This window comes from Sphingobium sp. WR1 (genome assembly GCF_059693745.1).
Genome location: NZ_JCATID010000005.1, coordinates 296948 through 308749, shown reverse-complemented (window position 1 = coordinate 308749; position 11802 = coordinate 296948). Strand labels below are relative to the sequence as shown.

Annotated in this window: 11 protein-coding genes and 1 pseudogene; 8 read left to right on the top strand and 4 right to left on the bottom strand. The window is 61.0% G+C overall.

The window, feature by feature from the left end; all coding sequences use genetic code 11:
• Window positions 1-319: 319 nt before the first annotated feature.
• The gene (locus AC58EF_RS09330; RefSeq protein WP_497275856.1) at window positions 320-799 is read left to right on the top strand and encodes a DUF6644 family protein; all 480 of its coding nucleotides are present in this window, start codon (window positions 320-322) and stop codon (window positions 797-799) included.
• Window positions 800-826: 27 nt separating this feature from the next.
• On the opposite strand, the gene AC58EF_RS09325 is transcribed toward AC58EF_RS09330, so the two are convergent.
• Window positions 827-1612 carry an enoyl-CoA hydratase-related protein gene (locus AC58EF_RS09325; RefSeq protein ID WP_497275821.1) on the bottom strand — a complete coding sequence of 262 codons (786 nt, stop codon included), beginning with the start codon at window positions 1610-1612 and terminating at the stop codon, window positions 827-829.
• Window positions 1609-3108 (bottom strand): 3-hydroxyacyl-CoA dehydrogenase, encoded by a 1500-nt coding sequence (locus tag AC58EF_RS09320; protein WP_497275820.1) that lies wholly within the window; start codon window positions 3106-3108, stop codon window positions 1609-1611. Before AC58EF_RS09320 ends, AC58EF_RS09325 begins: the two co-directional genes overlap by 4 nt.
• A 276-nt stretch (window positions 3109-3384) precedes the next feature.
• Between AC58EF_RS09320 and AC58EF_RS09315 the strand changes: the two are divergent.
• Both AC58EF_RS09315 and AC58EF_RS09310 read left to right on the top strand, forming a co-directional pair.
• A pseudogene (locus tag AC58EF_RS09315) lies at window positions 3385-3624 on the top strand (HupE/UreJ family protein); the annotation flags it as partial.
• Window positions 3625-3757: 133 nt separating this feature from the next.
• Window positions 3758-3931 (top strand): hypothetical protein, encoded by a 174-nt coding sequence (locus tag AC58EF_RS09310; RefSeq protein WP_497275855.1) that lies wholly within the window; start codon window positions 3758-3760, stop codon window positions 3929-3931.
• Between the two features lie 134 nt (window positions 3932-4065).
• On the opposite strand, the gene AC58EF_RS09305 is transcribed toward AC58EF_RS09310, so the two are convergent.
• Together AC58EF_RS09305 and AC58EF_RS09300 are read right to left on the bottom strand one after the other, a co-directional pair.
• Window positions 4066-4938, bottom strand: coding sequence for an alpha/beta fold hydrolase (locus AC58EF_RS09305; RefSeq protein ID WP_497275819.1), 873 nt, complete (start codon window positions 4936-4938; stop codon window positions 4066-4068).
• Between the two features lie 145 nt (window positions 4939-5083).
• Complete coding sequence (locus tag AC58EF_RS09300) at window positions 5084-5653, bottom strand: DoxX family protein (protein WP_497275818.1); 570 nt, start codon at window positions 5651-5653, stop codon at window positions 5084-5086.
• 146 nt (window positions 5654-5799) lie between these two features.
• Here AC58EF_RS09300 and AC58EF_RS09295 point away from each other — a divergent pair, with 146 nt between their 5' ends.
• From AC58EF_RS09295 to AC58EF_RS09275, 5 genes are all read left to right on the top strand, one after another.
• Window positions 5800-6510: a response regulator gene (locus AC58EF_RS09295; RefSeq protein WP_497275850.1), complete on the top strand. Its 711-nt coding sequence runs from the start codon at window positions 5800-5802 to the stop codon at window positions 6508-6510.
• A 56-nt stretch (window positions 6511-6566) separates the two neighbouring features.
• Window positions 6567-7988: an ATP-binding protein gene (locus AC58EF_RS09290; RefSeq protein WP_497275817.1), complete on the top strand. Its 1422-nt coding sequence runs from the start codon at window positions 6567-6569 to the stop codon at window positions 7986-7988.
• 90 nt (window positions 7989-8078) lie between these two features.
• Window positions 8079-8552, top strand: coding sequence for a (2Fe-2S)-binding protein (locus AC58EF_RS09285; protein ID WP_497275816.1), 474 nt, complete (start codon window positions 8079-8081; stop codon window positions 8550-8552).
• A gap of 10 nt (window positions 8553-8562) precedes the next feature.
• Window positions 8563-10710, top strand: coding sequence for a xanthine dehydrogenase family protein molybdopterin-binding subunit (locus tag AC58EF_RS09280; RefSeq protein ID WP_497275815.1), 2148 nt, complete (start codon window positions 8563-8565; stop codon window positions 10708-10710).
• A 16-nt stretch (window positions 10711-10726) separates the two neighbouring features.
• Window positions 10727-11788, top strand: coding sequence for an XdhC family protein (locus AC58EF_RS09275; RefSeq protein WP_497275814.1), 1062 nt, complete (start codon window positions 10727-10729; stop codon window positions 11786-11788).
• Window positions 11789-11802: the final 14 nt, after the last annotated feature.

The following is an 11802-nucleotide window of genomic DNA, read 5'->3' as shown; positions in this document are numbered from 1 at the left end:
CGTTCCGGGATCTGCCACCCGCAAAACGGCAAATCGTCCGCCTATTGGCACTACTGTCGCTGCTGCTTTGGTTTGTTGTCATCTTTTGCGGCCGGTGGATTGCTTACGAATAATTGACGCCAGAATATCGGAGAGCGCGTGGTGGGCATCATGGACTTTTTTTCCTGGATTGAGGCGCGACCTTTCGCGGTCGCCATCGCTGAATCCCCGTGGATGTTTCCGGCGATCGAGGTGGTTCACGTCTGNATCATCTTTTGCGGCCGGTGGATTGCTTACGAATAATTGACGCCAGAATATCGGAGAGCGCGTGGTGGGCATCATGGACTTTTTTTCCTGGATTGAGGCGCGACCTTTCGCGGTCGCCATCGCTGAATCCCCGTGGATGTTTCCGGCGATCGAGGTGGTTCACGTCTGTGCGCTCACGCTCGTCGTCGGCTCTATCGCCATCCTTGACCTACGCCTGATCGGGCGGGTCGGACGGGATCGGGGCGTGATGGAACTGGCGGCGGAAGTGCTGCCTTGGACATGGGTGAGCTTTACGGTGGCTGGGTTGAGCGGCCTGTTGATGTTCTGTTCGGCCGCTACCAACTATGTTGATAACATACCTTTCCGCGTGAAACTGCTTCTCCTGGTCGCGGCGGGTGTCAACATGATGATCTTTCATTCGACCATATATCGAACCGTTCATGAATGGGACCGCACGTTGCCCACGCCGCCGAGCGCTCGTGTGGCTGGTATGCTCTCCCTCACTTTCTGGATCTGCGTGGTATTCCTGGGGCGCTGGATCGGTTTCGTCTGAACGGGACGAAGTCGACCGCGCCCCGCTTCAGCGGCCTTGATAGGCGGGATCGCGCTTCTGCAGGAATGCCGTCATGCCCTCGGACTGATCTTCGCTGGCGAACAATATCTGGAAGGCCTTGCGTTCGAGCTGCAGGGCGCTGGACAACGGCATGTCTTGACCCAGCTTCATCGCTTCCTTGATCGCCATGACCGACAAGGGTGGCATGGTCGCTATTGTCGCGCCGAGCTGTAGCGATGTCTCCAGGGCGTTGCCCGGTTCGACGATTTGCGAAACGAACCCCATGATGAACGCATCTTCCGCAGACACATGCTCCCCCGTCAGCACCATCTTCATGGCGCGATACTTGCCTATCGTTCTGAGCAATAGCTGCGCGCCGCCCGCGCCGGGCATGATGCCGACACGAATTTCCGGTTGACCAAATTTCGCATCGCGCCCCGCGACGATAAGGTCGCAGGCAAGCGCGAGTTCGCACCCGCCGCCCAAGGCAAAGCCTTCGACGGCCGCGATAAGCGGCTTCGAACAGTCGCGCGCCGCCTGGAATACCCCGTCGGTTTTCAACAGATTATGATCCACAGGCGACAGATTGGCCATTTCAGCTATATCGGTGCCTGCGGCGAAGGCGCGGCCTGCGCCGGTAAGGATGATCGCGCGTACCTCCTTCTCCTGATCGAGCGAGCGGATCAGATCTTCTATGCCCCGTTTGACCTCCAGGTTCAGCGCGTTCAGCCGTTCGGGCCGATTGATCGTGATGAGGGCGATCCTGTCCAGCGGCCGGCTCAGCTCGATCACCGCTTCCGTTTGCGCGCTCATGCGGCGGCCGCCATTCGTTCGGCCACAGCCGCGCGGCGGCGCAGAGCGGCGGAGGCGCGATAACGGCCTTCGGGATAATGGCTGGCCAGCGCGTCCAGCACGCCGACGATCTGACGCGCCCCGATTCGTTCTCCCCAAGCCAGGGGGCCGATCGGATAGTTCACCCCTTTGATTATGGCGAGGTCGGTATCTGCGGCTCCGGCGATGCCCTGCAGCACCAATTCCTCGGCTTCGTTGACCAGCATGGACACTGTGCGCATCACCACCATGCCCGCAATATCGGCCACGACTGAAACCTGTTTGCCAAGCGCTTGCAGGAAGCCGCTCGCGGTCACTCGCGCATCGGCGTCGCCATCCGGCAGGGCGAGGCCGATGCGACCCGCCGTTCGATAATCAAGCGCCAGATCGATCAGCGCCACGGGACCTTCGACCAGGCTCCGTTCCGTGGCGGTGCGGCCATCTGTCAAGGCGATCGCCGTCGATCCCACGCGAAGCCGACCAGCGCCCCGCTTTTCCCGAATGGGGATTCCCGCATCGCGGGCCAATGCCACCAGCGGACCCAGCGCGCCCGGATCGCCCTCCACATCGATATGAGCGGGGCGAGGGGCGAGTGGTTCATTCAGGGGAAGCGATGGCTCCGCCGCACCGGTATAGTCGTAAAAGCCCCGTCCGGACTTGCGGCCCAAATGCCCTGCTAGCACCAGCTCCTGCTGGAGAAGCGAGGGTTTGTAGCGGGGATCCTGAAAGAAGCCTTCATGCAGCGAGCGCGTGACCGCGAAATTGACGTCCTGGCCGATCAGGTCCGTCAGCTCCAGCGGACCCATGCGAAAGCCGCCGCTTTCCCGAAGCAGCGCGTCGATCGTTTCCGGCGCACATGCCTTCTCTTCCAGGAGGCGCAGGGCTTCGCCGTAAAAGGGCCGGGCGACCCGGTTGACGATGAACCCCGGCGTGGAGGCACAGAAAACGGCGGTCTTGCCCCAACCTGTCGCCAGCGCGCCAAGATGCTCGATGACGGAGGGGCTGGTCGCGGCGCCCCGTATGACTTCCACCAGGGCCATGGTATCGGCCGGATTGAAAAAGTGAAATCCGGCGAAACGCTCCGGTCGGCGCAGGCGTGCGCCGAGCGCGGTGATCGAGATCGACGAGGTGTTGGAGGTGATGATCGCGTCAGTCGCCAGATACCCCTCCATTTCGCGCAACACATCGGCCTTGATGTCGATATTTTCGACGATGGCCTCAATAATGAGACCGACGTGGCTTAGCGCCGCAAGGCTGTCGACAGATCGCAGCCGCCCGATGCAGGCGTCGACGTCCGATTGGGCAAGCTTGCCGCGTTCCGCCCGTTGGGCAAGCCTTTTCCGGCAATATTCCAATGCACGGGCAGCCGTGTCCGGCGCTGCATCATAGAGCAAGACCTGTTCGCCGGCCAGCAGGGCGGCCAGCGCGATTCCGCATCCCATCGACCCGGCGCCGATGACCCCTATCTCATTCGTCATTTGAATACGATCTCCAAAGCCTACCGATTGTCCGAAGGGCGTCGCGACGCACAAATTAATAAAAACCTATTATATTGGACTTTATAAATTGCAAGCCAGCCGGCATATTCCAGATATGCAATATGTCCCGACTGCGTTGATGGAGAAGACTTCGGCCCGGTTGGTCCGTACCATCATGACCGCTCGGCCACGATCATGATGGTACGGACTAGCACTCCCGCGGCAATCCGGTGAGGTCGAAGGCAATCAGGGGCGAACGGGCTAAAAGGGCGCTATATGCGTAGATCGACGGGACAATATCTGTGCCTTGCCTGCCTGATCGCCCTCCTGCCATTGGGAGGAGAAGCGCTGGCCCATGCGATAGAGGGGCGCGACGCGGCGTTTGTGGCCGCCGCTCGCGGCCCGGCGCCCACGATATTTCTATATCTTGGCGCAAAACATATGTTCGCGGGTTATGATCATCTACTTTTCCTCGCAGGGGTGATTTTCTTTCTACGCCGCTTTCGCGACATATTGCTCTATGTTTCCCTCTTCTCTGCCGGGCACAGCATCACTCTTCTCGCGGGCGTCCTTGGGGGGGGAGCGCGAATGTCGCGCTGGTCGATGCTGCCATCGGCCTGTCCGTGGTCTATATCGCAAGGCGACGGGGTTGCGCGACCAGGGCGTGCTGGTCGCGCCGTTCGAGGGCGTTCATGGCTGGTTTTTCCAGAACCAGTACGGAAAGCCGGTCAGAGTACATCTCCGGCTTTCAGACTTTTACGACCTTGTGCCTGGCGGACAAGCCGGCAATGAAGCCGGCCTCAAAGCCACTCCGATCCGGTAAGCCTGTGGCCATGATATGGGCGATCTTGTCAAACGGGGCGGCCCTGCTTGTCAGGTACATCGAAGCCGTGGCAGTTGCCGGGGTATTGTCGATGGTCGACGAAACATGCTGATCAGCCGTTTTCGCGCATTGCCCTAACCGCCGCGTCTGCGGATGAAATCCAGGACCCTGGCATTGAATGCGTTGGGCTGCTCCCAATAGGCGCTGTGACCGGACCCTCGGATTACCGCAAATTCGCTGCCCGGCGTTCGCCGGTGAAATTCGCGCAGCAGGGGAGGGGGCGTATACAGATCGGCATCGCCGGTCATCCATAAAATGGGGAGTTTCAGCGCTTCAATGTCGCTCCATTGAGTCTGGGGGCCGTTCGGCCGTCCTGGTGCCCGGGGCGGCGCAAGCGTCGCCGTGCGGGCGATCTTCTGCAATGCCACCCATCTCGCCACGCCCGCTGGATTGGCTGCGCGATAGCTGGGACCAAGTTCTCGCACTTCGGCAGGCAAATGATCGAAGGGATCAGGGCGCAGGCTGTCGCTTAGCGCGAAATATTCCGGATCGGCGAGATTGGCGAGGCTGCACGAGACCGTCAATGTGCGCACGCGCCCGGGGCGCGCGATGGTATAGTCGAGCAGCGCGCCGGCGCCTCCCGCAGAGCCTATCCCATGGAATCGATCGATCTTCAGCGCCTTGAGCAGAAGGTCGATATCGGCCACGCCCACAGGCCCGCGAATATCCTGTCCTTCGCTTGGGCTATGGCCGCGCCTGGACCAGGCGATGACGCGATAGCCGGCCGCCGCGAACACGGGCTGTTGATAGAGCCAACTCCGCGCATTGCCCGTCGCGGGATGCGCAAGCAACAGCGGCGCGCCTCCGCCGCCGGTGTCCCAATAATAGAGTCGGCCCTGGGGTACATCGACATAGCCGTCAGTCATCGCGACCTGGGGTGGGACCGGGACCGGAACGACATAGTCGTCGATGTCGCTTGGGCTGTTCGGGCAGGAAGATTGTGCCATGGCACGCTCCCCGAAAAGAGGCAGAGAAAGCAATGCCATCCCCGTCAGACCCATGACCTCGCGCCGTGCCGGATTTCGGGGCTTTTCCGTCCCTGTCATCCTTGTTTCACCTTCCGCCTTCGCCGACGGTTCATTACGCGCCGTTTCATGCATGGTTCCGGCGCTCCGCTTCAAAGGCCCGTACTATCGCGATCGCGAGTAATCCTCCCATGACGGTGAGATGCTCGTAAACGACCATCAGGGATGAATGACGTGCGCGCCCTTCCATCTCCCAAAAGGGCTGGGCGATGGGAATGGTGAGGGCGATGAAGACGATGAGCATCCCCGCGCCTACCCAGGCACGCCGCCCCCATATGATCAGGGCCGTTCCGATAAGCTGCGTGGCGATGGTGGCGGCATTGAAGATCGCCGGCGGATTGAGATTGAAGTGGCTCATGATCCCGACGCCCGACTGCCACCAGAATAATTTGGTGATACCGCTTATCCAGAAGGTGAAGGTCGCCAATATCCGCGCGAAAATTCTGACGAATGGGCTGAGCAGGACTTGGTCTGGAGAGATGGAAATCATATTGCTCCCTTCGCTCTTTACCGTATGAACCGCCTCAAGCAAGATGTTCGGATAGCGGGATAACGACAATAACTCGTTATACCATGTTATTAGGTTTTTCAAGCGTCCGGCGGGAGTATGGAACGCTCCATGACCGGCCGGGCTCATGGCTGCACGATTTGGGTCGGAGGATGGCCCACAGCTTGGGAGCCATCGGCGATCACCTGCTTTTGGTGGAACTGGATATAAAAATATGCCCATTCCATGTTTAGCACATGGTATCATTGGCGAGTTTGACCGATATTGGCCCAATGATGCAGCACGTAGCGATTGTAGATGATCACCCGGAGATCCGGGATCTGCTCAGCGCATTTCTGAGCAATAGCGGCTATCGGGTAACGACCGCGCAGGATGCGTCCGACCTTCGCGCCTTGTTGCAGATTACTGCCCCGGATATCATCGTCCTGGATATCATGATGCCGGGCGAAGATGGCCTGTCGCTTTGTCGAAATCTGCGTGAAACAACGGATATCCCGGTCATCCTGTTGACCGCAGTCTCGACCGACGTTGACCGCATCATCGGATTGGAGGTGGGGGCGGACGACTATGTCGCAAAACCGTTCAACCCCCGTGAACTTCTTGCCCGAATCAGGGCGGTTCTACGGCGCACCCACAGCCTGCCGCCGAAACAGAAGGTCCCAAGGGGACGGCGCCTGCGCTTCGCTCATTGGATCTTGGATCTCGCCAAGCGCGAACTGCTCGATGATGTGGATCTCGCAACGCCGTTGAGCACCGCTGAGTATCGCCTTCTCAAGGTCTTCCTGGATCATCCGCAGGTCGTTCTGACCAGGGATCAACTGCTCGATCTTACGATCGGACGCGTTGGAGACGTCTTCGACCGCAGTATCGACAACCAGATCAGCAGACTTCGAAGAAAGGTCGAGCGAGATCCGCGGAATCCCGAATTGATCAAGACCCATTGGGGCGGGGGCTATTGTTTCACGGCCGAGGTCGAAGCGCTATGAGGAGGTTCTGGCCAGGAAGCCTCGCGGCTCAGATCATATGCTTCATGCTGCCAATCATGCTGCTTGCCCAAAGTATCGGCTTCCTTGTGACGGCCGATGAGCGCGCGCAGGAACTGCGTGAGATCGCGCTTGAGGAATTTATCGTGCGATCCGCTACCGCCGTTCAGATGATCGAAACGACGCCGGTCGCCTATCAGAAAGCGGTTCTCGCGGCGATGGGGACCAACTATTCGCGCTTCTGGCTCAGTCCAAGCCCGCCCGGCAGCCTTGACGATTGGAGCCGCGATGCGTGGAGGCGACTGCATCTGCCGCTCGATGGGACGGCCAGTGCTGAAATCCGACGGGCCAGCCCCTGGGGAACGGGGGGAAGCGGCAACCGACCCTGGGGGGCTACCGTCAGCCGGACGCTCCGGTCGACGACACCGATTGCGAATGCATATTGGCGACCCATTGAACTCAAGACGCTCTCACCGACCGTAAGGGCGCAGCATGTCGTGCTCGACGATAATCATGGCGCGGGGTTGGTGGTCAAGCTGCCGAACGGCATGTGGCTGAACGCGGCCTATGCCAAGCCGCCCAAGAATTTCATCTGGCTTTCGCCGTCGACCGTCTCGCTGGCGATCACGGCGATCGTCCTGTCCATCCTGGCGGCCCTTCTCGCGCGTCGTATCGCTCGGCCGATGCGGCGGCTGACGTTGGCTGCCGAGGCGCTGGGGCGCGGTGAGCAACATATCGATATTCCTGAAGAAGGCCCCGATGAGATTTGCCGCACCGCCGTGGCTTTCAACCAGATGCAGGAGCGGCTGACCCGTGTTCTGGCGGACCGGGCGCGGATGCTTGCTGCGATCGGCCATGATCTGCGAACGCCGATCACGACGATGCGGCTGCGCAGCGAAATGGTGGCAGACGAGGAGATCCGGGCACGGTTGCTGAACACCGTCGATGAAATGCAGGCAATTACCGAAGCGGCGCTCGAATTTACGCAGGACCAACTGGCCGACGAGCCGACACGGCCAGTGGACGTCGCTGCTCTGGTCGACAGTATCTGCGACGATCTCTCCGAACTTGGGCGGGATGTGCGCTTCACGGAAAGCGCCGTCATTCCCTATCGCTGCAGGCCATCGGCTTTGCGTCGTGCCATTCGCAACCTTGTCGAAAATGCCGTTCGATATGGCGGTCGCGCCGAAGTCGCCGTCGCCAGTTCATATCAGGGTGTGGACATCATCGTCCAGGACGATGGTCCCGGAATTCCGGCCACGGAGATGGAGCGCGTCTTCCTGCCCTTCGTTCGACTGGAAGAGTCGCGCAACGCGGCAACTGGCGGGATCGGCCTTGGGCTTTCGATCGCTCGGCTGGTGGCCCGCAATCATGGTGGCGACGTCGTCTTGTGCAATCGCAGCAGAGGGCTGCGTGCGACCCTTCACTTGCCGACAATCATCGAGCCTCGCGCAAATAGTGGCGGAGTTAGGGCCGCTTGACACATTTGATACAATTTGCCCAATTTCTGGCGAAATTCTGCGACGAGTGTGACCTAGAAAACGGGCGTTAGCCCAAGGAACGAAGGCGGGATGCTCGAAATTACGATCAACGGTAAACGTCGCCAGTTCGACGGTGATCCCAGCGCGCCTTTGCTCTGGGTTCTGCGCGAGGATTTCGGCCTTACCGGCGCCAAATATGGGTGCGGCGCTGCCCTTTGCGGCTGTTGCACGGTTCATGTCGATGGCCAGGCCAGGCGCTCCTGCATAACGCCGATCGGCGATGTCGCGGGGACAGCCGTCACAACGATCGAAGGCTTGGGCCAGGCCGACGTCAAACTTCATCCCGTCCAGGAGGCATGGGTTGAACTCGATGTCGCGCAATGCGGCTACTGCCAGACCGGACAGATCATGCAGGCCTGCGCTCTGCTATCGAAGATCTCGGACCCGTCCGACAAGGATATCGACGAGGCGATGTCGGGAAATCTGTGCCGCTGCGGCACCTACAACCAGATCAGGCAGGCGATCAAACTCGCCGCGCGCAACATGGCCGGCGGCGGGAAATGAGGGTGGAAGAATGACCGTTCCACTCTCCCGCCGGCATTTTCTTGTCGCCGCGTCCTCAACGCTGGGCGCTCTTACGCTTGGCTTCCAACTCGCGCCCGCGGCTTCGGAGGCGGCGACGTCCGAGGAAATCAATGCGTGGCTGACGATTGATCCTGATGAAACGGTCCTCATCCGCATTTCGCGTGCGGAAATGGGCCAGGGATCGATGACGGGCCTTGCCCAAATGGTGGCGGAAGAGCTGGAATGCGACTGGTCCAAAGTCAGGACGGAGTTCGCCTTGCCCGGCGTAAGCCTGTCGCGAGGCAATGTTTTCGGTGAATTCCAGACGGGCGGCAGCGGCTCGATCCGTGAGCTTCATGAAACCATGCGGCAGGTCGGGGCGACCGCTCGTCAGATGCTGGTATCGGCCGCCGCGGCTCGGTGGAAGGTCGATCCGATCGAGTGCATGGCGACCGAGGGCTTCGTTGTGCATCAGAAATCGGGGAGAAGGGCGAGCTTCGGCAAGCTGGCGGAGGCAGCATCCCGGATCACGCCCCCCGCTGCGGTGGAGTTGAAGAAGCCTGAGAGCTGGAAGCTGATCGGCAAGCCGCTCCCTCGGCTGGAGGCCGTCGCGAAGGCGACCGGCCAGACGGCGTTCGGGATCGACGTCAATCGGCCGGGCATGTTCAACGCGGCGGTCAGGATGTGTCCGAATGCCGGTGGCACGGTCAAAAGTTTCGACGCCAAGGCGATCAGTGCCCGGCCGGGCGTGCGAAAGGTCGTGCAGATCGATCCCCGAACCATAGCGGTCATAGCCGATAAATGGTGGCAGGCCGAGGCTGGGATAGCGGCGTTGCCCATCGTCTGGGACGAGGGGCCGCATACCGATGTCTCGAGCGCGAGCATCGCACAAATGCTCGATGAAGGGTTGGAGACCGACAATCCCTATGCCGGCCTTCATGTCGGCAGCGTCGATGCGGGATTGAGCGGCGCGGTGAAGACAGTCACCGCGGAATATGCTTTTCCCTACCAGGCACATGCACCGCTCGAGCCGATGAACGCGACCGCGATCTGGACGCCTGAACGTTGTGAAATCTGGGCGCCGACGCAGAATGCGGCTGACATCCTCAACGTCATTGCCGAAGTCGGCGGGCTGCCGGCCGCACAATGCGAAGTTCATCCAACCTTTCTGGGCGGCGGCTTCGGACGGCGGCTCTATTCCGAATATGCCCGTCTGGCCATGCTGATCGCCAGACAAATGCCCGGCTCGCCCGTCAAGATGATCTGGTCCCGTGCCGAGGATATGACGCACGACCTTTATCATCCGACCACCCGGGCAAAACAGACCGGCGGTCTTGATCGCGACGGCAATCTTGTCGCGTTGCACATCCGTGTCTCGGGCCAGTCGATCCGCGCGGTGCATGCTCCCAAGCGCCTCGACGGCAACGGCGATCCGCATATGCTCAACGGCCTCAATAAAAATAGTTTCAACTATACGATTCCGAACCTGCTTGTGGACCTTGCGATGCGGAACCCGCCGATCATGCCGGGTGCATGGCGTGCCGTGCACGCCAATCAGAACATCTTCTATGTCGAAAGCTTCATCGACGAGCTGGCACATGCGGCCGGCAGGGACCCGCTCGACTTTCGGCGTTCCTTGCTCAGCCAGAACCCCAAGCTGCTCGCCGTGATCGAGGCCGCGGCAGAACGCATTGGATGGTCGAAAGCCCCGTCGGGTCGCCATCACGGCATCGCCGGCGCTTTCGTGACGGACAGCTATATTGCCGCTGCAGCCGAAGTCTCGGTCACGGGCGGTGCGCTGAAGATCCATAGAATGGTCTGCGCCATCGATTGCGGCACCGCCGTCAATCCTGCGCTGATCGAGCGCCAGTTGGACGGCGGCATGGCATTCGGGCTCTCTGCCGCGCTGTTTGGAGAATGCACGGTCGATCGCGGCGCGATCCAGGAGAGGAATTATGATAGTTTCGCTATCGTCCGCATGAGCGATATGCCGCCGGTCGAAGCGATCGTCATGCCTTCGGGTGGTTTCTGGGGCGGGGTCGGGGAGCCGCCTGTGGTGGTCGCCGGACCCGCCGTCATGAATGCCCTGTTTGCCGCAACGGGCCAGCGCATCAGGTCGCTGCCGCTCCGTAAGCACGAGTTAGGCGGACATGCCTGAAACGGGCAGCCCTGATATGATAGCAAGCACGCCGATCGATATCCTGCGCTTCCTGCTCGCCCGGGCGGACGAAGACCTGGCAACCGTGCTGGTGACGCTGACTGGTATCGAAGGGAGCGCATCCCGAGCGATCGGGGCGCAGATGGCGGTGGCCGAGGATGGCAGCTATCGGGGATCGTTTTCGGGCGGTTGCATCGAAGCGGCGATCGTTGCGGAGGCATTCGAGGTCCTTGCGAGCGGTCGCGCGAGGCTCGTTCGCTATGGCGTGAATTCACCCTATATCGATATTCGCCTGCCATGCGGTGGAGGCATCGACCTGCTCTTCAACCCGCGTCCCGACCGCGACGCCATCGCGTTCGCGCTCGCTCGCCTCGACCTCCGCGTGGCAGCGGGATTGCGTCTGTCCTTGCGAGGAGTAGAAATTTTCGCCGCGGCAAAGGATAGCGTAGGCCGTGAGCGACAAAGCGGCAGTATCGACGTCGATTATGTCCCGCCGATGCGGATCCTCGCCGTCGGTCATGGGGATGACCTCATCGCTTTCGCGCGCCTGGCCGAAGCATTTGGCGCTCAGGTCGTCGCTGTGTCACCCGACGCGCGGGCACGGGACGAATTGATGCCGCTGAACGGAGATATCGTTATCCTCCCATCGCGCATGACGCTCCCGAAAATCCAGACCGACCCCTGGACGGCGATCATCTTTCTCTTCCACGATCGCGACTGGGAAGAGGCGTTGCTGCCACAGGCGCTAGGCCTGCCCAGCTTCTATGTGGGAGCGGTTGGCAGCGGGCGGACGCACGCGGCACGGCTGGAACGACTGCGGGCGGCCGGGCTGCCAGCGCCGATGCTGGCCAAGCTGCGCGGCCGGATCGGACTCATTCCCGGCGCCCGCGATCCGGCCACGCTCGCAATCTCGATCCTCTCGGAAATCGTCGAGGAATATCATCTGCTATCAGCGCCGCTCCCGCAGGGGCGGGCGTTGACCGGCAAGCCGAAAAGAGCGGCGAGGCCAGTTTCGTACAATCGGAATGGAGCTGCCCATGCTGCCGGGCGCCCAGCAAGCGGATGGGGTGGTCGATGAAAATTGCGAGCATT